Here is a 21,375-nt window from a genome sequence, read left to right on the forward strand (position 1 = left end):
TGCCCCTACCTCTTACGCATCGCGCAACTCCCGCCGCATGATCTTGCCCGTCGCGGTCATCGGCAGGCTTTCACGCCGTTCCACCCAACGGGGTGCAACATGCGGGCTGACCCGGTCCTTTACCCGCTGGATCAGCGCGGCTTCCAGACCTTCCCAGTCCGCACGCTCGCGCAGAACGACGAAGGCCTTCACGACCTCGCCCCGCATCGCATCCGGCACCCCCACACAGGCGGCCATCACCACGTCCGGATGGCCGGTCAGGCAGTTCTCGATCTCGGACGGGCCGATCCTGTACCCGGCCGATGAGATGATGTCGTCATCCCGCGCCACATAGGTGAAATAGCCCTCTTCGTCGCGGATGCCGAGGTCGCCGGTCCTGAGCCATTCGCCCGTAAACTTCGCCGCCGTCGCCTCGGGTTTTCCCAGATATTCCAGAAACATGACCGGATGCCCGCGCCGGATCGCGATCTCTCCGATCTCGCCATCCGCGGCCGCCCGTCCCTCGGCATCGAGCACCGCGACCTCCGCCCCCGGCACCGCCCGGCCCATCGTCCCGGGTCGAGTCGGGAAGAGCCCCTCGGCGGAACAGACAACGAGATTGCATTCGGTTTGTCCGTAAATCTCATTGATTGGCGCATTCAACGCCGACCGCCCCCACTCCAGCATTTCCGCCCCGAGGCTCTCGCCGCCCGACGACACCGCCCGCAGGCATAGTCCGCCGGGCACAGACGCGCCCCGCATCAGTTTCAGCGCCGTTGGAGGCAGGAAAAGGTTCGTAACCCGATGATGCCGCATGATCCCGAAGGCCTCATCCGGATCGAACTTGCGCATCCGCCTGCTGATCAGGGGCACACCGTAATACAGGCAGGGCATTGCCATATCCATCAGCCCGCCGATCCAGGCCCAGTCGGCAGGCGTCCAGCCAACCGCTCCGGGCTTCGGGAAAAAGCCCTGGCTGAGTTCGATATTGGGCAGATGGCCAAGTAGGAAACGATGGGCATGCACCACCCCCTTCGGCGCGCCGGTGGTGCCAGAGGTGTAGATCAGCACCGCCGGTTCGTCTGCACCAACGGGGACAGGCGCAAGCCGGTCGGAAGCGCATTCGATCTCCCCCCAGAAGTCGCGTTCCGCCGAAGGTTCAATGCAATAGATCTCCCGTAGATCCGTCAGCCCACCCCGGATTTCAGCTAGCTTTTCAAGGCTCGCACCGTTCGTCACCACCACACGCGCCCGGGCGTCGGCCAATCGGTAGGCCAGCGCATCCAACCCGAAAAGCGTGAAGAGCGGCAGCACAATCGCGCCAAGTTTCATCGCTGCGAAATGCGTGATCAGCACCTCTGGCCCTTGCGGCAAGAGCACCGCGACCGTATCGCCGCGTCTCAGCCCCCTTGCCGCAAAGGCATTGGCCAGCCTGTTCGACGCCGCCGCCAGTTCGCCGTATCGCCAGTGCCGGAGAGAGCCGTCCGCTGACAGGTCAATCAGCGCCAGCCGGTCGGGCTCCGTCCGTGCCCAACTGTCGCAACAGGCCTCGGAAATGGAGAAATCCGTCGGGATGCGCCAGCAAAACCCGGCGCGAAGTGCATCATAACTCTGCCCGGCATCGAGAAGGGTACGCTTCACGGGCGACATCCAACGGGTGTGGCAGCGGTGGTCATGCCTGTGACGATAGTCCCACGCATCCCTCCGTTCAATCTCATGCTTTCCCCTTGCCGCGCCCCGATCGCAGGCATAGTTTTGATGGATGATCAAGCTCATCGACCCCTTTGCCCGGCCGATTTCCTATCTGCGCGTCTCGGTGACGGATCGCTGCGATTTCCGCTGCACCTATTGCATGGCCGAACATATGCAGTTCCTGCCGAAAAAGGACCTGCTGACGCTGGAGGAACTGGACCGGCTCTGCTCCACCTTCATCCGGCTCGGCGTCGAAAAGCTGCGCATCACCGGGGGGGAGCCCCTTGTGCGGCGCGATATCATGACGTTCTTCAAGACGATCGCGCGGCATCTGGATACCGGCGCATTGAAAGAACTGACGCTGACGACCAACGGCTCGCAGTTAGCGCGTTTCGCAGGCGAGCTTGCCGCCATCGGCATCCGCCGGGTCAATGTCTCGCTCGACACGCTGGACGCGGCGAAGTTCCAGGCGATCACCCGCTGGGGACGGCTGCCGCAGGTTCTGGAAGGCATTGAGGCAGCACGGAAATCCGGGCTGAGGGTCAAGATCAACACTGTCGCCTTGAAGGGCTTCAATGAGGAGGAGCTGTTCCCGCTTCTCGACTGGTGCGCCAGTGAAGACCACGACCTGACCTTCATCGAGGTGATGCCCATGGGCGAGATGGGCGAGGAGATGCGGCTCGATCAATACTGGCCGCTGAAGGACCTGCGCGCGCGGTTGGCGGAGCGCTTCACCCTGACGGATCTGGCCGAACGCAGCGGCGGCCCCGCGCGGTATGTGCGGATCGAGGAGACGGGGCAGAAGGTGGGCTTCATCACGCCGCTGACCCATAATTTCTGCGAAAGCTGCAACCGGGTGCGGGTGACCTGTACGGGGGAACTCTTCATGTGCCTCGGGCAGGAGGACAATGCCGATCTCAGGGCGCCGCTGCGTGCCTCGCCTGAGGATACCCTTCTGGAACAGGCGATCCGGGCAGCGATTTCGCGCAAGCCCAAAGGGCACGATTTCGACTATTCGCGCCAGTCGGTCAAAGGACAGATGTCCCGCCACATGAGCCATACCGGCGGCTGACGAACACCCCAAGATGTTGTCGTCACCGACACATCTGGACGAAATTCTCGGCACCACCACGAGATATGGTTGATCCCGGCGGGGACTTCCTCTATTGGTGCGCACACAGGTGCATAGACGCGGTAATGCATCAGCTTGACGCTGACGGGGCTCGGTTGCGGAACGCAGTCGGGCCCCGGTTCGTTAACACTATCATTTTCGGATTAAGAATCAGAGAAGGCGCCAGGTGCTCAGACGCGGTCTTCGCATCGTGCCTTGCGACACGGGCCTGACGCCTTCCTGAGCCGGGTCCGCCTTGCGGCATTCCCGGTTCACGGGCTGAACATCCGAAGACATCCCGCCCCCGCTCAGAACCCGAGACCCCGAGGGTAACCCCTTCAAATCCGAAGATCTTCCAGTGCCCTCCCGGCGTTCCGCCACCGTTCCAACCAGCACCCGGACACATGTTCCGTTTCCCGATCGTCGTGGCCGCGGAGGCCTTTGCGAACCGCTCCGGTCCGAAGACCCTTGCGATGGATTGAGGGTGGCCCGCCACCCCCGAGTCGCGCAACCTAAAAATTGCGCATCGCGCAAATTTCTTGGGGATAAACCACTGATATTCCTTGTGGATTTCCTGTGGGCAAGTCGGAAAAGCCTTGCGTTCGGGCGGTTTACCTTTGAAAGCTCGCCCGGGGCGAAATCGCTGCGTTCGGGCCAAAAATACCGGTCTGCAAAGCGTCGGCAAAACGTATGGCAAGCGTATGGCACCCGTCGGGCTGCCCGCCCGACGGGTCCGGTCGCCATGGAAACCGGGCCGGGGCGGGTCACCCCCGCCCCGCCAAACGTCAGATGAGGATGGCCAGCACCTCGGCCAGACCGATGAGGCCCAGAAGACCCGCCGAGATGTTCTTCAGCATCGGGATGTTCCGGGCGGCGAGGCCCCTGCCATAATGCGTCGCCTTCATCTCGTCATCCATGTCGTCGCGCAGCGCGATGAGATCGTCCAGCGACGTGCCCCCCGCCAGCACCCCGTAGGCGGTCGTCGCGATCACCAGCATCAGAAGCGGCGCGGAATAGCCGTCGGGCCCCAGATGGATGAGCGCGGCTAGCCCCGCGAAGGTGAAGATCGTCGTGCGCATGATCCCGAAATAATGGGTCGAGCGCTCCATCGAGAGATAGTTGCGTTGGTCTGGTGTCATGTCCTGTCCCTTCCTGTTCTGAATGCCGGCACCGGGCGCGTATCGCGGTGCCGGATCGGGGCGCGGATCATCCGCGCCCTTCCTGCCCGCGTGTCAGTTCGGTGCGCTGAACTTCGCGGCGATGGCGGCCGCCTTCCTCTGCGCGTCCATGAATTCGGCCGAGGTGAAGCACTGCACGGTCTTGAGATTGGTGACCGCACCCGAGGCGCCGACCGCCATGAGGGCCGCGAGCATCGAGGTCAGGTCATCGGTGCTGACACGGGCGATGAAATCAGTGTCGCCCGTGGTGACGAAGAAGCTTTCGAGCTTGCCCCCGGCGGTGGCGATCATCGCGCCCACGGCCTTTTCCCGGTCGCTCGGGTTGGCGATCATGCCCTTCATCGCGGCCTGGGTGTAATTACCGGTAACGATATACTGTGCCATTGTCGTCCCTCCCGGGCAGGCACACTTTCCCCGGCCCGCGAGAATGCGGGCCGATCCCAAGGAACCCACCCGGGCCGGAGTGTAGCACGAAACCGGGGGTGAGTCCGGGGTGAAGTTTACGTTAGGGTCAGGCCCGAGCGTAGGGCGGGGTTCACCCCGCCATTCCGGGGGATGTTGCGTGCCGCCAAGGCAAGTGCCGGGGTGAACCCCGGCCTACGGCGTGTCCGTACGTTCGGGCGCGCGGGGACCGGTCAGGGGACGTGCCAGTGGCACGTCACCCGGTCCGATTGGCCGGAGGCGCAAGCCGGAGGGTGAGGCGGGATCAGAAACCGTCCAGTGGACGGTTTCCCCGCCGAACGCCCGCCCGCGTCGGGCGGGCCGGGTGGCAGGCGCGGCCCGATTTGTCGCGGGACAAATCGGGCGGGGATGGGTAGTGGGCAAAAATCCATTGCGCACTCCGCGATTTTCTTACACCACTGAACCAACTCCGGTCTCCACGATGCCCACTTGTTTAGTATCTTCCTAGCATGCTAAATACCCAATTGAATACACAAACAGGATAATATTATGTCTGAAAATAAGCAGCAAATTATTGCACCGGGAGATAGCGGTCATTCTGTTGACCTTCAGTCATTGCCTACAGAATCTCTAAGGGGAATTATTAATAAATTAAATGAGAAAAGTCAGAGTGCAACTAGATTATTTAGAGATAATTATCAAATATCGGTCGACGACATCCGTCAACTAATTGAAAAAATTACACAAGAATTTCACTCTTGCACGGTCATAGCACAATCGGCAACGGTGAGTCTATTTCTCTCCCAGAATGAACGCCATGACTTTCGGACATGGAATGATTTTGAGAGCTTCGATACATCACAATCCGGTCGAACAAATTCGATTCAGGTTGAGGTTACGCATGATGTAATACGCAATAAGGGTGAAACACCCGAACGATATGTAGTGCAAGTTTCAATTCAAAACATGCCGGGTTCGCGCGGGTTTGTATTAGGCCCAATTTCCATAGGTCCAATGGGCGAATTCCCTACTCCACCATCACCGATTGCAATGACCGTTAGTTACAACAACTACATATTGGGGAAGAATCTAATTAGCACAGTAGAACAATGGGAGCGGGCGCTAGAACGACGCGAACACAAGTGGATTACGGGTCTACAGCGACGTTCCAGTCTGATCGCGGAAGTCGCGTTCGTTGTAGGTATAGTATCAGGGGTCTTGGCGGCCGCGAATATAACATCAATATACACGATTTTAGACATATCGCGCCTCTCCACGGAGCAATGGATAATTCGGGCAGCTCTTTGTGTAGTAGTGTTTTCCTATATAGGTAAAGTTACCGGTGAATTTACCGAGCGTCATATCGACAAATATTCCCTTCCGAACAATATTACATTAACGAAAGGGGATCGGAACCACCAATCAAAGCTAGCAAAATCCAACACCCGAACTCTCGTAAAATCTGCGGTTGGGTTTGCGTTGGTGATCTTCGAAATAGTTGTTGGCACATGGGCTGCCGAAATTGTACCATCCGTACACAGCTTTTTTTGAAGAATTGCTTACTGCTCGTATATCGTTGGCCTATCCAATGCGCCTCATCCCACCGGGAGGGCACGCGTTTGGCTTCGCCAATCGCCTTCGCCTACTAGCTCTAAAGATGGACAGTTAGCTGTCCATCTTTAGAGCGCTGATAAACGCCGACTGCGGAATCTCCACCTTGCCGAACTGGCGCATCTTCTTCTTGCCGGCCTTCTGCTTCTCCAGAAGCTTCTTCTTCCGCGTTACGTCGCCGCCGTAGCATTTGGCGGTCACGTCCTTGCGCATGGCGGCGATGGTCTCGCGTGCGATCACGCGGCCGCCGATCGCGGCCTGAACCGGGATCTTGAACATGTGGCGCGGGATCAGTTCCTTCAGCTTTTCGCACATCACGCGGCCACGGGCCTCTGCCCGGTCGCGGTGGACCATGATCGAAAGCGCGTCCACGGGTTCGTCATTCACCAGGATCGACATCTTCACGAGGTTATCCTCGCGGTAGCCCATCATCTGGTAATCGAAGCTGGCATAGCCCTTTGTCACCGATTTCAGCCGGTCGTAGAAGTCGAAGACGACCTCGGCCAGCGGCAGGTCATAGACGACCATGGCGCGGGAGCCGGCATAGGTCAGGTCCATCTGGATGCCGCGCCGGTCCTGGCAGAGTTTCAGCACGTCGCCGAGATAGTCGTCGGGGACCATGATCGTCGCCTTGATGCGCGGCTCCTCGATATGGTCGACATAGGTCAGGTCGGGCATGTCGGCGGGGTTGTGCAGCTCACGCACCTCGCCGTCCTTCATGTGGAGCCTGAAGACCACCGAGGGCGCGGTGGTGATCAGGTCGAGGTCATATTCGCGTTCGAGCCGGTCGCGGATCACCTCAAGGTGCAGCAGGCCGAGGAAGCCGCAGCGGAAGCCGAAGCCGAGGGCGGCGGAGGTCTCCATCTCATAGGTGAAGGAGGCGTCGTTGAGGGCGAGTTTCTCGATGGCATCGCGCAGCGCCTCGAAGTCGTTGGCATCGACCGGGAAGAGGCCGCAGAAGACGACGGGGATCGAGGGTTTGAAGCCCGGCAGCGCCTTGTCGCAGGGCTTCTTTTCATGCGTGATCGTGTCGCCGACGCGGGTGTCGCGGACCTGCTTGATCGAGGCGGTGAAGACGCCGATTTCGCCGGGGCCAAGTTCCGCGATGTCGGTCATCTTGGGCTTCAGGACGGCGAGCTTGTCGACGCCGTAGATGGCGCCGGTCTGCATCATCTTGATGCGGTCGCCCTTGCGGATCATGCCGTCCATCACGCGGATCATGACGACGACGCCCAAGTAGGGGTCGTACCACGAGTCGACCAGCATCGCCTTCAGGGGCGCGCTGGCGTCGCCCTTCGGCGCGGGCAGTCTGGTGACGATGGCCTCCAAGACGTCGGGAATGCCGAGGCCGGTCTTGGCGCTGATCGGGATGGCTTCGGAGGCGTCGATGCCGATCACGTCCTCGATCTGCGCCTTGACCTGACCGGGTTCGGCGGCGGGCAGGTCGATCTTGTTGAGGACCGGCACGATTTCATGGTCGGCGTCGATGGCCTGATAGACGTTGGCGAGCGTCTGCGCCTCGACGCCTTGGGTGGCGTCGACGACGAGGAGCGAGCCTTCGACCGCGCGCATCGACCGCGAGACCTCATAGCCGAAGTCGACATGACCCGGCGTGTCGATGAGGTTCAGGATGTATTTCTTGCCATCCTTAGCGGGGTATTCGATGCGGACGGTCTGCGCCTTGATGGTGATGCCGCGCTCGCGTTCGATATCCATGCTGTCGAGCATCTGGGCCTTCATGTCGCGTTCGGCGACAGTGCCCGTCAGCTGGATCAGCCGGTCGGCAAGCGTGGATTTACCGTGGTCGATATGCGCCACGATGGAGAAATTGCGGATCTGTGCGAGCTCGGTCATGATTGGCCGGATATGCGCGGGATTTCGGGGGCGGTCAATGGGGGAGTACGTGGCGGGAGGCGTGTTTGGCGGCGCTGCGCACCGGCGCTGGCTGCGGGCGGAGGCGGAGCGGCAGTTCGCTTTCTTCCGGGCGAGCCTCGCGCCGGGGCGCGGGCTTTGCCTGCTGGATTACGACGGCCGCCCCCTGCCCGAACCTGTGCAGGAACTTCACACGGTCACGCGGCTTGTTCATTCCTACGCGCTGGGACAGGCGATGGGTGTGCCCGGCGCCGAGGAGATCATCGACCGGGGGATGGACGAGCTGTGGACACGCCACCGCGATCCTCTCCACGGCGGCTATGTCTGGGCTGTGGAGGGCGACCGCGTCGCGGACGGGCGCAAGCTGGCTTACGGGCATGTCTTCGTCCTTCTGGCGGCGGCGAGCGCGCTGGAGGCCGGGCATCCCGATGCCGCGCGGCTGATGGAGGATATCCGCGAGGTACTGGACCGGCAGTTCTGGGAAGACGGGCCGGGCCGGTTCGCCGATGAATTCAATCGCGACTGGACGCCCTTTTCCACCTATCGCGGCATGAATGCCAATATGCACGGGGTCGAGGCCCTGATGGCCGCCCACGAGGCGACGGACGAGACGGCGTTTCTTGAGCGTGCGCAGCGGATCACCGGGTTCTTTCTGGCGCGGGCCGAAGAAAACGACTGGCGGGTGCCGGAACACTATGACGCAAACTGGCAGGTCGATCCTGCCTATGCGGGCGATCCGGTCTTTCGCCCGCCCGGAACGACGCCGGGCCATGCGCTGGAATGGGCGCGCCTCGTCCTGCAGCTCTGGGATCTTTCGGGACGGACGGGCGACAGCGGACCGGCGACGGCCCGCGCGCTGGTCGGACGGGCCCTCGCGGATGGCTGGGACAACGATCGGGGCGGTCTTGTATACACAATCGGCCACGATGGGCGCGTGGGCCGGGACGAACGGTTCTGGTGGCCGGTCACCGAGGGCCTCGGCGCACTGGCAGCGCTGTTGAAGCTGGAGGCGCGCGACGATGACACGGTCTGGTACGAACGGCTGTGGTCCTTTGCCGCGACACATCTGATCGATGAAAAGCATGGCGGCTGGTTCCCGGAGCTTGGAGTGGACAACCGCCCCGCTGCGCGCCTGTTCAGGGGTAAACCTGACATTTACCACAGCCTGCAGGCCACGCTTTATGCGATGACGCCGGGGTTATCGCGGCACATGCCGGCGCTGCGCGTACCGGAATAGGCGGCGGGACGCCGGAGATATTCAGTCGAACCGCACACCGCTTTTCTGTGCGCGAAGCCTCGGGTCCTGCGACTTCACCAGAACCGGGCGTCCCCCCAGCGCCTCGTCGCAGCGTTCGAGGGTTTCGCGTTCGAGACGTTCCATCGCTTCGGTGGTGTAGAAGGTGAGGTGCGGCAGCATCAGGACGTTGGGAAGCGCGAAAAGCGGGCTCATGAGATGGCCGGAGAGACTGAGCGGTTCGGCGGAAAAGACATCAAGCCCGGCGCCTGCGATCCGGCCTCCGGTCAGGGCGGCGACCAAAGCCGACTCATCAACCAGCGCGCCGCGCGAGGAGTTGATGAGGAAGGCGGTCGGCTTCATCGCGGCGAGTTCGGCGGCCCCGATGATGTGGCGGGTCGAAGCATTCAGCGTGCAGTGGAGCGAGACGACATCGCTTTGCCGCAGCAGGTCGTGCAGGTCGTCGATCTTTTCGATGCCCAGCGCCGCCATCTCCTCGGCCGACATACCCGGCGTGTAGGAGATGACCCGGGCGCGAAAGCCCTGACCCGCCATGCGGGCAAAGCTGCGACCGATCCTGCCCAGCCCGACGATGCCTACGGTCTTTCCCGCGATATCCGAGCCCATCCACCGGGCGGTGGGCCAGGCCCAGCCCTCGGCCCGCATCTGCCGGTCAAGGGGGATCAGGTTCTTCGCCAGCGCGATCATCAGGGTGAACGCACCCTCGGCCACGGTTTCCTCGGCATATTCGGGGATATTGACGACCGGAATGGCGCGCGCGATGGCCGCCGGGATATCGATCGCGTCGATGCCGACACCGTATTTGACGATCCCCTTCAGGCGCGGCGCGGCGGCGATTACCCGCGCCGTCACCGGTGTATAGCACATGAGCAGAAGGTCAGCGTCGGCCACCGCCGCAATGAGATCGGCCTCGGACGCGCCGTCGGGCAAGAGGACAAGGTCACCCCGTTTGCGCAATTCGGCGTCAAGAAACGGCGTTTGCAGTTCAGCATCGGTGCGGACGATCTTCATGGCCCCTGCCCCGTCTTCGGTTATGGCCTGACCGTGCTATCATGGGGCGATCGGACCAGCCATAGCGGAGGACGCAATGCGCGAGGTTGCCTGTTCTGTCAGGGTCACGGGCCGGGTGCAGGGTGTGGCCTACCGCGCATGGACGCGGTCTCAGGCCGTGGCGCTCGGCCTGAGGGGTTGGGTCCGCAATCGCGGCGATGGCTCGGTTCTGGCGCTGATCGCGGGGCCTGAGGCCGCCGTAGATGCGATGGTCATGGCGATGGGTGAAGGACCCGGGGCTGCGCGGGTGACCGATGTCTGGCGGGAAGAGGCCGATCCGGCCACGGTGCCCGCGGGCTTCGACATTGTCGGTTGAAGGGGCCGGTGCCGCCCGGAGAGAGGCGGCACCGGCTGTTCTGACGCCGTCACTCCGGACAGGGGTCCTTGGCGTTCAGAAGGTTGCCGGTCGAATACCAGACCGTCTGCGCGGCGCTCAGGTCGAGCGTTTCGGGCTTGTCCGTCCGCCCCTCGAAATTGATCGGATGCGTCGTGGCTGAAAGCGGTTCTGAGCAGTTCAGCGGTTCGGAGGGCAAATCGGGGAATTCAACCACCACCCCTGCCACCAGTTCCGCCGCTGAAAGCCAGTTGGGCGCGGCGGGCAGCGTCACGATGTGCTGAAAGGACGGATCACGGGCGATGTAGTGCGTCAGATGCGCCTCATGGCCCTGCCCGAAGATGATATAATTCAGGTTTTCAGGGCGTTCGATCGAGAAGTTGAAGTGACGGAAGATCACAACATCCTCGATCGTGACCGGCACATTGTCCCACAGGACCGCCCCGGGCGTACCGCCGCCCGCATTGGAATAGCCGTCATAGATCGTCGCTTTGAACTGCCGCACTTCGCCCGCCTTGATCTCGGGCAGGGTGAACTGGTCGTCCGCGACATTGATCAGGTTATAGGCCGTGCCGGGATTTGCCGCGCGCAGCTTGCGGTATTCCGCCATCTGCTCTTCGGGCAGGCTCGCGCGCAGCACGACCTGATACATGTGCTTTTCCATCGTGAACATCGGCATGTGGAGCAGAAATAGGCTGTCCTCACCCACCATGAACATGCCGTGTAGGCCGGGTTGATCGGCCGCATCCGGGCCGGGCCCATGCGCGCGGGATGGGATGGCGAGGCCGATAAGGAGGAGGATCACGAGGGCCAGCGCGAGGGCGTAGGATATGGATCGGCTCATTCGGAAAACTCCTTGGAAATGGCTACACCGGTCACGGGCTGGCTGCTCGACGCCGTGCCGAAGAGGAATGAGAAGTCAGAGGCGAGCGTCGTGCTGCCCGCAATGGTCGCGCTCTGGTGGCAGGCATTGCAGGAAGGGCCGAGGCCGGGCGTGAAAAGCTGGGCGTAGGTCTCCATCGTCGTATTGGCGACTGGCGCATTGGCTTCGGACTGGAAGGTGCCGTAGTTCAGCGGCACGACGGCATTCGCCCCCGGTTCAGGCGACGGCGGTGCCGCGGCACCGTCCCAGAGGACGTTGACGAGTTGGTAGTACTGGAAGACCGATTGGCCGCGGCTACTGGTCGCGAAGAGCTTCTGAACCTCGCTGTTAGTCGTATCGAGACCGGTGGAGATCGGCACCTGCCGCGTCACCTGAATGGGTTTGGAATAGTCGCAGGTCTGGCCGCATTTCGGCATCACGTTCGGCGTGTCGCTGCTTTGCGGATTGTTGAAGCTGTAACCCGCGGGCGGCGTACCGTTGCCGGGTACGTTGTCCACCTGTTCAAAGGTCGACCAGATGAAATTCGGCATCGAGGCAGTCTTGTGGATGATATGCAGCCCCACCAGCCCCACGACCGTTTCGCTGCAGCTGCCGTCCGGCGCGACCAGATAGGCGGCCGAGGTCAGGTATCGGTCGTAAAGTGCTGTATTCGTTCCAAGGTTGCGCCAGGCGGCCTTGAGTTCGAAGGCGCCGAGTTGATCCTGGCCCTGCACGCTCGTCCCGGCGGGCAGCCCCTTGGGCAGCGACAGGCCCTCGGGCGTGGAGCCATCGGCATTGGTGGCGACGGCCATTTGATTGGCAGCGTCATAGAGCTTCTTGCCGACGATATAGTCGTATTCCGCCTTGCCCATCAGGCGTTCGAAGAAAACGAGGTTGCCCGATTGATCGGTCAGCCAACCGCCCGTGGCTTCGAGTATTTCGTCCGAAACGGTCGAAAGCGTCCCGGTCCCAAGGTTGAATCGGTGTACCGGATGCGTCGCGGATTTCGAGGTGGCGGTCAGCACCCTGCCCGTCCCGCCCCTGCCGAGCGTGCTATTGGCAGAGGTGCAGGTCGAGGGCGGGGGAGGCACGACGCCCCAATCCGTCGGCGTTGCGGCCCCGGGTTTGAAGACCTCGGGCGCGGCCATGAAGCTTTGCCAGACCGTGGCCCCTTCCATCGCCTGCCCACCCTGCCCCGGCAGGCCGAAATCGGCGATGGTCGCGCTGCGGTCAGGTTCACCCGCCTTGGCGGGCGTTGCGGGCCAGCCGGGATCGACCGGCCAGTTGAGCGACAGGAACATCTGCCAGGAATAGCAGTTCATATCGGCCTGGGTTGCGGTGAACGGCGTATCCCCCGTCAGGAACTTTGACGAGGTCGGATCGGTGATGAGCTGGCCGCTGCAGGACTGCGCCTGAGCGGCGCCGGTGGCGAGGAACAGGCTGATGACCAAGATGCAGAGATGAGAATGGATTTGCATGAAATACCCCTGTGCGGAGATGAAATAACAGGGCGGCCCTGGCGGTTTCGGGGCCGCCCTGTCGCTCAGGCTGACGGGATGAGGGCCAGCCCGGCTTCCCAGGGATGTTCGGCAGGCGTAGGGTTCTGCCCTTCACCGGGGTTCAGCGCCCGGACCTTGACCGGACCGGGCGCCGCCCCTTTTGCAACCGTTACACTCATCACATACCCTTGTGTGCCGCCGCCATTGGTCTGCCCCGGTACGGCCGATGCATTCTTGAGAAACTGCTCCACCACGCAGGTGACATTCGGGTCTGAAAACTCGACCCGTGCCGATGCGGGCGTCGTGTTTTCATCTGCCCCCTGCACGACCAGCACAAATCGGTTGGTCGTTCCCGGCACCAGAAGCGCGGGCAGGTCCGACGGGGATTCGCCATAAAACAGGCTTTCGGGCAGAAGCTGTACCGGCCATGGCTGAAGCCCCGTCTTCCGGTCGGCGACGCAGGCCAGCGCCGTGAGGTCGGGCGCGTCCCCGTTCGGCGTGACAGCAAGTGCGATCTTCATCTGGTTCAGGATCACGCCGACATGGCTGATCGGAATGCCGTAGATGGTGCAATCCTCGATCGAAAACCCCGCGCTGTCGGGAATGTCGAAGGTGACATGCAGAATCTGATCAGAGCCGTTCGGCCCGGTCCCGGCGGTGCCGCGGGTGATCTGCCAATAGCCCGAGATATCCTCGCCATTCGGGCCCTGCCAACCTGCGAAGCTTTGCGGCTGCTGGATGTAAAGGCCGACCGGATCGGTCAGGGTAAGTTTCGACTTGCGCGACGCCTGATTGGCGGCGAACCCGATATTTGGATCGGAGTTACGGAAGTTCTGGCCGTATTGCGCGCAGCAGATCAGCGTCTGGGGATTGGTATTGACCGAAGCCGACCGTTGTATCGTCGCTGCGGCAGCAAGATAGACCTCGGCCGAAAGCGTGTTCGGGGGTGAGGTGAGGTGCATGGCGCCACCAAAGGACCCGATCACACGGCTTGGGCCACGGTTCCACTTGTTGGTCGGGTCATAGGCCGGGTTGCCCGTCGTCGGGTCGATGACAGGATCGCCCTTCTTGCCCGTCGGCTGATCGTATTCGTAGCGCAGGTAAAGGTCCTCAAGCTGCACTGTCGGGTCGATATAGGCCTTGTAGATGCCGAGAACCGCCTTGGGGTTCTGCCGCCACATCGTCAGGTAATAGGCAGGGTTTTCGCAGGTGAAGGCAATCGACTGCATCTTTCCGGCCGCATTCCGCAGGATCGACCATTCACAATACTCATCCTGCCAGCCGCGCGGACCCGGGGGCGAGAAATCGGTGTATTTGCCGGTCCAGTTGATACTCGGGCAGCGCTCGGCCGGGATTTTCAGCAGGACCTGCCCCGGTTGCGGGTCGTAGAGCACGAAGGTCGTGCCGTTCTTCGCGATCTGCCCGGTATCGGCGAGCGCCTGCACCTCGTCCATGGTCAGCGGGGCGGTCAACTGGCCGCCATTGGTGATGCCGGGATTGGTCAGGAACTGAATGAGCCGGTTGGGAAACGGCGTCCATTCTACCACGGCGGCGGTCGCGGTACCCATGCCGGCAGTCAGCGGATTGTAATAGTTGTCGCGCGGCGCGTCGTTCAGGTTCGACCAGGGATTGCCGATGATCGACATCTCGGTCCAGCCGGCGACATTATCGCTCCAGCCCTTCTGGAACGCGGCGAGATCGGCGGCAGGCAGGCCCAGTTGCTGATAGTCCTTCGGCCCCTGATGGGCCGGCGTCGTGAAACAGGTGAAGCTCGACATTCGGAAATCCTTTCGGTCTGGGACGTCAGTGGCAGCAGGGCCGCTGTAACGACCGGTCGACGGGGGCGAAACGCAGGTCCCCCCAGTGGAAAACAGGGGTAAATCCGGGCAAAGCCCGATACTCGTCGTCACTCAATTCATGTCCGGTATGCAGATGGCTGACCCGGAGGCAGAGCCCCGGCTCCTCTCCGGCGGACAGTCCCAGCGCCGCTGTCGCGCGGGAGGCGTCCAGCATGCGCGGGACGCCATGTCGGATGCAGCGACCCTTGTCGTCCGCGATGCCCATGCCGATGCGGCTGAAACGGCCGACATAGGCGGGATTGTCGGCCCGCGCCTCTCCCGCCTTGCCACCCAGGAAGACATCGATCGCGTAGCTGTCATGGGTGCAGCGCACGCCGTCGAAGATGACCCATGCAGCACCCCGGGCGCTGGCGGACGGGGCGCTGGCGGACGGGGCGCTGGCGGACGGGGCGCTGGCGGACGGGGCAGGCCCACCACTCATCGCCTGCCCCGTCCTCGCGCCGGACCCAGCCACCGGCGCGCGCCCCGTGAACTGCGGCGCGACAGGCGGGCCATAGTCGTAGCCCAGATGTCGGCTGTCCTGCGCCAGATCGCCCAGCGTCGTAAAGCGCCACAGGTCGGGAGTCGCTTCATTGATCTCTGCCGCCACCGGGCCGGTAAAGGGCCTGAGCGCCACGCCAGCGGTGTATTGCGCCACCGGATGGGCGCGGAGCCAGACCTCCAGCATCCGGTCGATATTGGCGTGGTAGCAGATGAAGATCGGGTCGAAGGCGGTATAGGCATTGTCGGCCATGTCGGCGCCGATCCAGCCGTGGTAATTGTCATGCGGCTGCTCATAGGCGCCGTCGAAATTCTGGTCGCGGTAGGGGTAAAGGTCATCCGGCTGCGGCGGATGGAAGGCGGGAATATTGGCCCATGGAAAGCCGGGCGATCCCTGCGGTACGCTGAAAGTCGGGAATTTCAGCGCATCGACCACCTGCTGCTGGAAAATCTCCGCCATCGCGAAGAGCTTCGCCCGCTCGGCCCGGTGATCGTCACCCCTGGTGTAAAACAGCGGATCGCGCTGGACATAGGTGCAGTCGGGACCCGACATCCTGCCGATGGCGCAAATCTTCGACTGCCCGTCCTTGGCCGCCGCGTAGCGCAAAGGATTTGGCCGGGTCTCACCGGTGCCGGGATGCACATAGGTCTCATCCAGAAAGCATTGCGGCAGTCCCGCCGACGGGCTGCCATCAATGCTCGCATCCTTCGCCATCCAGTCCCAGTAAGGGATCGGGCAGCCAAGAAGCGTCTCAAGATACATCAGGTATCCGCGATGCCAGAAGGCAAAGGCCTCCTGATAGTGCAGGCACCAGTTGGTATGGATATAGGCCCATTTCTGCCAGGGCGAGGACGTGGACGGATCGCCGACCTGCATGATGTCGTCAAGCCGCGCGCGGAAATCGTCGATCTCATCAGGACGCATCGCGGCCAGATCGCGCCGGATATAGGGCTCGGAAGGCGGGGCCGGCGGTTTGGGGATACGGTCGGCCTTGTCGATCGGATCGGAGGACACCCTGCGCCAGCCCTGATTGACCCACAGCCGGAAAGTTTCAAGCGCATCGAAGGGCCAGAACTGCCGCACATCGTCCGTCAGCGGCATCGAGCGCGACGCAAGGTGATTGTAGATCGTCACCGACCATTCGCGGACAGACGCATAGTCGCCAAGGTCAATCAGATAGCCTTTCATGCAGCCGCGCCAGCCCTTGGCAATATCTGCGCGATCTTCGGCGGGCAGCCAGTAAGGGGCTGTGAAATAACAACTAATGTCGTCTGTCCATATGGGTTGCGATGCAATCATCAGGCATTCTGCCTTGAGGTAAAATTCCTCTTCCAGATGTACCCGTCTGAGGCGAAAAACCGTATCTATTTTCGCCCGAGACTGATAGTTGGTTTTCACCAAAAATGCTGTTGGGGAAAAAAACTTGCACGACGTCGATATTTCGATTCTGAAATTGCTTCAGGAAGATTGTTCGCTCTCATTGGAGGCGATCAGCGAACAGGTGAACCTCTCGGTGGCAAGCTGCCATCGCCGGATCAAGGCGCTGGAGGCAAAGGGTGCGATCAAGGGCCGACGGGCCGTACTCGACGCGAATATTCTGGGATTTCCAGTCACCGGCATATTCCTAATCAAGCTCGCCCAGGACGGACCGGATGTGGACCGCCGCCTGATGCAGCGGTTGGAACGCGAACCGGCAATCGTCACCTGCTATCTTGTGACCGGAGAGTTCGATTTCGTGATGATCGCGAAATTCCGCACCGCGGCCGAGTACACCGATTATATCTACAGTTTTCTCGACACTTACGAGGATATTCGAATCCAGAGTTACACCTCTTCACTGGTCGTCCGCACGCTCAGGGACACCGCCGCGCTGCCGCTCTGAACGGCACGCAACGGGTTGCAGGCATCAGCGTTCTGGGCAACGATCCAGCGCGTGGCAGTTAAAGGGGGACTTCATGAAACTCGTCCGTTATGGGGCTCCCGGTGTGGAAAAGCCGGGGCTGATTGACGCAGAAGGCACCTTGCGGGACCTGTCGCACCATGTGCCAGATATTGCCAGTGCAACCCTGTCGGATGCGGGGCTGGCGGCGCTTTGTGGGCTCGACCCGGCCAGCCTTCCACAGGTCGCGGGAAACCCACGTCTGGGCCCCTGTGTCGGTGCGATCGGCAAGATGCTCTGTATCGGGCTCAACTACTCCGACCATGCCGCTGAGGCAGGCATGAAGATCCCGGAAAACCCGATCCTGTTCATGAAGGCCAACTCTGCCATCGTCGGGCCGAATGACGATGTGATCCTTCCGCGCGGTTCCACCGAAACCGATTGGGAGATCGAACTCGGCGTGGTGATCGGCAACGCAGCCAAATACGTCACCAAGGAAACCGCACTCGACCATGTCGCAGGCTATTGCATCGTCAACGATGTCAGCGAGAGGCAGTTCCAGACCCGGCTCAGCGGTCAGTGGACCAAGGGCAAAAGCTGCGACACGTTCGGCCCGACCGGCCCATGGCTGGTGACACGAGACGAGGTGCCGGACCCGCAGGCACTGACCATGCGGCTTGATGTGAACGGCACCCGCCGCCAGACCGGCAGCACCGCCACGATGATCTTCACTGTGGCCGAAATCATCGCGCATCTGTCGCAGCTCTTCACGCTGCATCCGGGCGATATCATCAGCACCGGGACGCCGCCCGGCGTCGGCATGGGAATGAAACCGCCGCTATTCCTGAAACCGGGCGACGTGATGGAACTGGAAATCGACCGGCTTGGCCGTCAGCGGCAGGTGGTGCGACAGGACGCCTGAGGTCAGCCGAGGACGATCCCCAGAACGACCATCATCAAGCCGAGCCCGGACAGAAGCATCGCGCCGAGATTAAGCGCCACGGCCTTTTGCAGCTTCGCGCGCAGATCGGCATCCGGCAGGCCCGCCTTACGTGCCCGGTTGATGCCGAAGATGATCCAGACAAGCAGCGCAAGCCCCGCCAGCGTGACGACAGCGCCAACCCAGATCAGCCAGTCCATGTCGCGTCCCCCATGTAATTGCCCCGCCCTAGCGTGAAGCCGCCAGAAGGGCAAGGCCGGGCCTTGAAGCACCGCGCCCGACCGACTAGTCAGGGCGCCAGCCCGTTTCAGGAGATGACGTCATGAACCAGCCCGTATCCGATGCCACCTACAATGTCGCCGCCGACGAACTCAGGCAGTTCATCGAACGCTATGAGCATCTGGAGGCCGAGAAAAAGGACATCGCCGACCAACAGAAAGAGGTGATGGCCGAGGCCAAGGGGCGCGGTTACGACACCAAGGTCATGCGCAAGGTCATCGCCATGCGCAAACGCGACAAGGACGATCTGGCCGAAGAAGAGGCGGTTCTGGAAATGTACAAGGCCGCGCTCGGCATGGCCTGATCCGGGACGGAGAATTCACCCCCGGCGTCACGTCATTCTGGCGTGACGCACCGATCGGGTTCGCACGCTGTCCGGATCAGGGCTGAATGAAGGTCACACCCGCCATCGTGGCGATCTCGGCGCAGTCGTCTTCGTAGTTGGAAGTGACCTGCCTCAACAGTTCTTCGGTCCATCCCGGCAGATCAAGCTCGGCTTCCAGTTCTTCAGGTTTGGCGTATTTTTCCAAAAACGCGGTTGTTATGCGCCGTCGCTGCGCCAGTGTCCGGGGCGGATGCGCCTCCAGATAGGCCTTGAACTTGGTCATCCCCTCTTCCGTCATGAGGGCGGTCAGCACGTCGAAATCGCCCTCCAACGCATCCTCGGCGCCGAGCCCGGCCAGAGCCCGCAAAATCTCGGGCCAGATCAGCGGCACATCCTCGTGGCACCAGACGGTCAGGTTCACGTCGGGATGGTAGGCGAGTATGCGCCGGATTGTGGACGACCAGCGGATCTCGGTCGGTCTGGTCTGGCCCATGATCCGCTCATAGGTACCTCCTGCGGGAAGATCGATCAGCGACGGGATCAGCGTGGCCGGGTTGACAAGCGCCAGATAGAATTCCTTCGTCGCCGCCGGGAAGAGGTTGGAATAGGCCTCGATCCGTTGCGGGGCCATCGAATAGAAACCGTGTTCCGATATGACATTGGCCGGAAAGCACACAAGGGAATCGTGGCTGAAGATCACGCGCTGCGCATTCTCGACGTCAAGAACCGCGTCCAGAAGGACATGCTGAGCATCATCGACGACCTGCCCGGATTTCAGGCTTTTCGCGACCTTGGGCAGCACTTGACGATAAAGCTTGGGCGCAGGCACGGCGACACCCATCGCTTCCAGCGTCCCCCGGTTCTTCAGGAGCGCGCGAACGATCCATCCGTCATCGGTGCCGTGCGCGCCAATATGATACACGATCTCCATGTCGCCCGCTTGCCCGGTCCAGACCTTCGCCGCCTTCGGTTGACGCGACCCTATACGGGCTTTCTGGACAGTAAAACCGCTTTCCTGTAACCGCTTGCCCATGACCGATAGAAATAGTCAAGCTCTGGGGCGGACGGGGATGCACGGCGTGGCGCGTCGGGATGGAAGCGGCATCTGGTCGGTCGGCGCGCTTGCGATTGCCGCCCTCGTGATCCTGCCCATTCTGTCGGTTCTGGTTCTGGCCTTCGCGCCGACCGAGAACATCTGGCCGCACCTTATCGCAACAACCCTGCCGCGTTACGCCGCCAACACCGTCTTGATGACGCTTGGCACCGGTGCCCTGGCGGCCGCGATCGGCGCCGGGGCTGCGTGGCTGATCACGATGTACCGGTTTCCGTTGGCAGGCATTCTGGAATGGCTGTTGCTGCTGCCGCTCGCGATCCCGGCCTATATCGGGGCCTACGCGCTTGTCGATTTCCTCGATTACTCCGGCCCGCTTCAAGTTGCATTGCGGGAGACGATGGGCTGGACCTCGGCGCGCGATTACTGGTTCCCGCAGGTCCGGTCCCGCTGGGCCGCTGTGATCGTGCTGGCGGCGGCACTTTATCCCTATGTCTACATGCTGGCCCGCGCGGCGTTTCGCGAACAATCGGCCGGCAGCTACGAGGTTGCCCGCGCCCTCGGTGCCGGGCCATTCGGGCTTTTCCGGCGCGTGGGCCTGCCGCTCGCCCGGCCCGCCATCGCCGCAGGCGCCGCCATCGTGATGATGGAAACCGTGAACGATTTCGGCGTCGTCGACTTCTTCGCCGTTCAGACCCTGACAACGGGTATCTTCACGGTCTGGCTGGAAACCGGCAATGCCGGGGGGGCGGCGCAGATCGCCTGCGTCATCCTTGCAGTGATCCTCGCCCTTGTTGCGCTGGAGAAGGTGAGCCGACGCAATTCGCGCTACTACCATTCCGCGCGCCAACCCCGCCCGATCACCAAGGTTGCGCTAAGCGGCGCACCGGGCTGGATCGCGACAGCGCTTTGCGCCCTGCCGGTCTTCGCGGGTTTCCTTCTGCCCGTCGCCGTGATCGCAAGCCATGCCCTCGACCGGCCTGAAACCTGGGTGAGTTCCGGCCTGGGCCGGGCGTTTCTGAACACGCTGACCGTTGGGGGCACGGCATCGGTGCTGACCGTCGCCGGGGCGCTCTTCATGGTCTACGGCGTGAGACAGACCGGGCGGCAATTGCCGAAACTGATCCTGCCGGCCACCACGATCGGCTATGCCGCCCCCGGCGCGGTGCTGGCCGTGGGCATCCTGATCCCGGTCGCGGCTTTCGACCACCGGGTCGCAGACGCAGTTCTGTGGTTGACCGGGCGCGATCCGGGCCTGATCCTGACCGGCTCGGCCGCCGCCATCGTTATGGCCTATTTCGTGCGCTTCTTCGCCATCGCCCAGGGTGCAACCGACGCGGCCTTTGGCCGCGTTTCGCCGTCATTGCCGATGGCTGCGCGGTCGCTGGGCCGCACGGCCGGAGGAACGCTGCGCGAGGTTTACCTGCCGCTGATGAAGGGGTCGGTGGGAACCGCGCTCCTGCTCGTCTTCGTCGACTGCGTTAAGGAACTGCCCGCGACGTTGCTCCTGCGCCCGTTCAACTATGACACGCTCGCGACCCGTGCCCATGAGAAGGCCAGCCTAGAAAATATCGGCGAGGCCGCCCCACCGGCACTTCTTGTCATCCTCGTGGGTCTTGTTGCCGTCGCGTTTCTGGCGCGGACCAGTCTCGGCGCCGCGCGCCGCTGACAAACGGCGCCGGGCTTGCGCATAGGCGCGGGCCGGTCTATGTGCGG

General features: G+C 62.3%; 19 protein-coding genes. 8 read left to right on the forward strand and 11 right to left on the reverse strand.

Features of this window, described 5'->3' with window-relative positions; genetic code table 11:
* Window positions 1–12: 12 nt before the first annotated feature.
* The gene (locus QKW60_RS01365; protein WP_419762635.1) at window positions 13–1,620 is read right to left on the reverse strand and encodes an AMP-binding protein; all 1,608 of its coding nucleotides are present in this window, start codon (window positions 1,618–1,620) and stop codon (window positions 13–15) included.
* A gap of 121 nt (window positions 1,621–1,741) precedes the next feature.
* Here QKW60_RS01365 and moaA point away from each other — a divergent pair, with 121 nt between their 5' ends.
* Window positions 1,742–2,743: a GTP 3',8-cyclase MoaA gene (gene moaA / locus QKW60_RS01370; RefSeq protein WP_282365866.1), complete on the forward strand. Its 1,002-nt coding sequence runs from the start codon at window positions 1,742–1,744 to the stop codon at window positions 2,741–2,743.
* A gap of 824 nt (window positions 2,744–3,567) precedes the next feature.
* On the opposite strand, the gene QKW60_RS01375 is transcribed toward moaA, so the two are convergent.
* Together QKW60_RS01375 and QKW60_RS01380 are read right to left on the reverse strand one after the other, a co-directional pair.
* Window positions 3,568–3,921: a hypothetical protein gene (locus QKW60_RS01375; protein ID WP_282365867.1), complete on the reverse strand. Its 354-nt coding sequence runs from the start codon at window positions 3,919–3,921 to the stop codon at window positions 3,568–3,570.
* A gap of 93 nt (window positions 3,922–4,014) precedes the next feature.
* On the reverse strand, window positions 4,015–4,344 hold the full coding sequence (locus tag QKW60_RS01380) for a GYD domain-containing protein (protein ID WP_282365868.1): 330 nt from the start codon (window positions 4,342–4,344) through the stop codon (window positions 4,015–4,017).
* A gap of 567 nt (window positions 4,345–4,911) precedes the next feature.
* Here QKW60_RS01380 and QKW60_RS01385 point away from each other — a divergent pair.
* Complete coding sequence (locus QKW60_RS01385) at window positions 4,912–5,913, forward strand: hypothetical protein (protein WP_282365869.1); 1,002 nt, start codon at window positions 4,912–4,914, stop codon at window positions 5,911–5,913.
* A 114-nt stretch (window positions 5,914–6,027) separates the two neighbouring features.
* On the opposite strand, the gene lepA is transcribed toward QKW60_RS01385, so the two are convergent.
* Entirely contained in the window at window positions 6,028–7,827 is a 1,800-nt protein-coding gene (lepA, locus tag QKW60_RS01390) for a translation elongation factor 4 (RefSeq protein WP_282365870.1), read from the reverse strand.
* Between the two features lie 37 nt (window positions 7,828–7,864).
* Between lepA and QKW60_RS01395 the strand changes: the two genes are divergently transcribed.
* On the forward strand, window positions 7,865–9,082 hold the full coding sequence (locus QKW60_RS01395; RefSeq protein ID WP_282365872.1) for an AGE family epimerase/isomerase: 1,218 nt from the start codon (window positions 7,865–7,867) through the stop codon (window positions 9,080–9,082).
* A 21-nt stretch (window positions 9,083–9,103) separates the two neighbouring features.
* Here the strand turns inward: QKW60_RS01395 and QKW60_RS01400 are convergent, their stop codons facing one another.
* Entirely contained in the window at window positions 9,104–10,111 is a 1,008-nt protein-coding gene (locus QKW60_RS01400) for a C-terminal binding protein (RefSeq protein WP_282365874.1), read from the reverse strand.
* A gap of 76 nt (window positions 10,112–10,187) precedes the next feature.
* Here QKW60_RS01400 and QKW60_RS01405 point away from each other — a divergent pair, with 76 nt between their 5' ends.
* Window positions 10,188–10,466: an acylphosphatase gene (locus QKW60_RS01405; RefSeq protein WP_282365875.1), complete on the forward strand. Its 279-nt coding sequence runs from the start codon at window positions 10,188–10,190 to the stop codon at window positions 10,464–10,466.
* A 49-nt stretch (window positions 10,467–10,515) separates the two neighbouring features.
* Here the strand turns inward: QKW60_RS01405 and QKW60_RS01410 are convergent, their stop codons facing one another.
* From QKW60_RS01410 to QKW60_RS01425, 4 genes are all read right to left on the reverse strand, one after another.
* A complete protein-coding gene (locus QKW60_RS01410) occupies window positions 10,516–11,328 on the reverse strand; it encodes a hypothetical protein (protein ID WP_282365876.1) in 813 nt (270 codons plus the stop codon).
* On the reverse strand, window positions 11,325–12,824 hold the full coding sequence (locus QKW60_RS01415) for a hypothetical protein (protein WP_282365878.1): 1,500 nt from the start codon (window positions 12,822–12,824) through the stop codon (window positions 11,325–11,327). Before QKW60_RS01415 ends, QKW60_RS01410 begins: the two co-directional genes overlap by 4 nt.
* 65 nt (window positions 12,825–12,889) lie before the next feature.
* Complete coding sequence (locus tag QKW60_RS01420; protein ID WP_282365879.1) at window positions 12,890–14,623, reverse strand: hypothetical protein; 1,734 nt, start codon at window positions 14,621–14,623, stop codon at window positions 12,890–12,892.
* Window positions 14,624–14,648: 25 nt separating this feature from the next.
* Window positions 14,649–16,373, reverse strand: a complete 1,725-nt coding sequence (locus QKW60_RS01425; protein WP_282365880.1) for a tyrosinase family protein — start codon at window positions 16,371–16,373, stop codon at window positions 14,649–14,651.
* A 235-nt stretch (window positions 16,374–16,608) separates the two neighbouring features.
* Between QKW60_RS01425 and QKW60_RS01430 the strand changes: the two genes are divergently transcribed.
* Window positions 16,609–17,067 (forward strand): Lrp/AsnC family transcriptional regulator, encoded by a 459-nt coding sequence (locus QKW60_RS01430; protein ID WP_282365882.1) that lies wholly within the window; start codon window positions 16,609–16,611, stop codon window positions 17,065–17,067.
* A gap of 73 nt (window positions 17,068–17,140) precedes the next feature.
* Window positions 17,141–17,986 carry a fumarylacetoacetate hydrolase family protein gene (locus QKW60_RS01435; protein ID WP_282365884.1) on the forward strand — a complete coding sequence of 282 codons (846 nt, stop codon included), beginning with the start codon at window positions 17,141–17,143 and terminating at the stop codon, window positions 17,984–17,986.
* A 2-nt stretch (window positions 17,987–17,988) separates the two neighbouring features.
* On the opposite strand, the gene QKW60_RS01440 is transcribed toward QKW60_RS01435, so the two are convergent.
* Window positions 17,989–18,204: a hypothetical protein gene (locus QKW60_RS01440; RefSeq protein ID WP_282365885.1), complete on the reverse strand. Its 216-nt coding sequence runs from the start codon at window positions 18,202–18,204 to the stop codon at window positions 17,989–17,991.
* A 122-nt stretch (window positions 18,205–18,326) separates the two neighbouring features.
* On the opposite strand from QKW60_RS01440, the gene QKW60_RS01445 reads away from it, so the two are divergent.
* Window positions 18,327–18,587, forward strand: a complete 261-nt coding sequence (locus tag QKW60_RS01445; RefSeq protein WP_282365886.1) for a DUF2312 domain-containing protein — start codon at window positions 18,327–18,329, stop codon at window positions 18,585–18,587.
* 76 nt (window positions 18,588–18,663) lie between these two features.
* Here QKW60_RS01445 and QKW60_RS01450 read toward each other — a convergent pair whose 3' ends face one another.
* Window positions 18,664–19,539, reverse strand: coding sequence for a hypothetical protein (locus QKW60_RS01450; RefSeq protein ID WP_282365887.1), 876 nt, complete (start codon window positions 19,537–19,539; stop codon window positions 18,664–18,666).
* Window positions 19,540–19,678: 139 nt separating this feature from the next.
* Between QKW60_RS01450 and QKW60_RS01455 the strand changes: the two genes are divergently transcribed.
* Window positions 19,679–21,328, forward strand: a complete 1,650-nt coding sequence (locus QKW60_RS01455) for an ABC transporter permease (protein ID WP_282365889.1) — start codon at window positions 19,679–19,681, stop codon at window positions 21,326–21,328.
* Window positions 21,329–21,375 lie beyond the last annotated feature (47 nt).

Source organism: Albidovulum aestuarii (assembly GCF_029961185.1).
Taxonomy (GTDB): Bacteria; Pseudomonadota; Alphaproteobacteria; order Rhodobacterales; family Rhodobacteraceae; genus Albidovulum; species Albidovulum aestuarii.

Excerpts from the sequence above, each read along its gene's own strand:
- moaA (WP_282365866.1), top strand. The coding sequence starts at position 1,742 with ATGATCAAGCTCATCGACCCCTTTGCCCGGCCGATTTCCTATCTGCGC.
- QKW60_RS01375 (WP_282365867.1), bottom strand. The coding sequence starts at position 3,921 with ATGACACCAGACCAACGCAACTATCTCTCGATGGAGCGCTCGACCCAT.
- QKW60_RS01380 (WP_282365868.1), bottom strand. The coding sequence starts at position 4,344 with ATGGCACAGTATATCGTTACCGGTAATTACACCCAGGCCGCGATGAAG.
- QKW60_RS01385 (WP_282365869.1), top strand. The coding sequence starts at position 4,912 with ATGTCTGAAAATAAGCAGCAAATTATTGCACCGGGAGATAGCGGTCAT.
- lepA (WP_282365870.1), bottom strand. The coding sequence starts at position 7,827 with ATGACCGAGCTCGCACAGATCCGCAATTTCTCCATCGTGGCGCATATC.
- QKW60_RS01395 (WP_282365872.1), top strand. The coding sequence starts at position 7,865 with ATGGGGGAGTACGTGGCGGGAGGCGTGTTTGGCGGCGCTGCGCACCGG.
- QKW60_RS01400 (WP_282365874.1), bottom strand. The coding sequence starts at position 10,111 with ATGAAGATCGTCCGCACCGATGCTGAACTGCAAACGCCGTTTCTTGAC.
- QKW60_RS01405 (WP_282365875.1), top strand. The coding sequence starts at position 10,188 with ATGCGCGAGGTTGCCTGTTCTGTCAGGGTCACGGGCCGGGTGCAGGGT.
- QKW60_RS01410 (WP_282365876.1), bottom strand. The coding sequence starts at position 11,328 with ATGAGCCGATCCATATCCTACGCCCTCGCGCTGGCCCTCGTGATCCTC.
- QKW60_RS01415 (WP_282365878.1), bottom strand. The coding sequence starts at position 12,824 with ATGCAAATCCATTCTCATCTCTGCATCTTGGTCATCAGCCTGTTCCTC.
- QKW60_RS01420 (WP_282365879.1), bottom strand. The coding sequence starts at position 14,623 with ATGTCGAGCTTCACCTGTTTCACGACGCCGGCCCATCAGGGGCCGAAG.
- QKW60_RS01425 (WP_282365880.1), bottom strand. The coding sequence starts at position 16,373 with ATGAAAGGCTATCTGATTGACCTTGGCGACTATGCGTCTGTCCGCGAA.
- QKW60_RS01435 (WP_282365884.1), top strand. The coding sequence starts at position 17,141 with ATGAAACTCGTCCGTTATGGGGCTCCCGGTGTGGAAAAGCCGGGGCTG.
- QKW60_RS01440 (WP_282365885.1), bottom strand. The coding sequence starts at position 18,204 with ATGGACTGGCTGATCTGGGTTGGCGCTGTCGTCACGCTGGCGGGGCTT.
- QKW60_RS01445 (WP_282365886.1), top strand. The coding sequence starts at position 18,327 with ATGAACCAGCCCGTATCCGATGCCACCTACAATGTCGCCGCCGACGAA.
- QKW60_RS01450 (WP_282365887.1), bottom strand. The coding sequence starts at position 19,539 with ATGGAGATCGTGTATCATATTGGCGCGCACGGCACCGATGACGGATGG.
- QKW60_RS01455 (WP_282365889.1), top strand. The coding sequence starts at position 19,679 with ATGCACGGCGTGGCGCGTCGGGATGGAAGCGGCATCTGGTCGGTCGGC.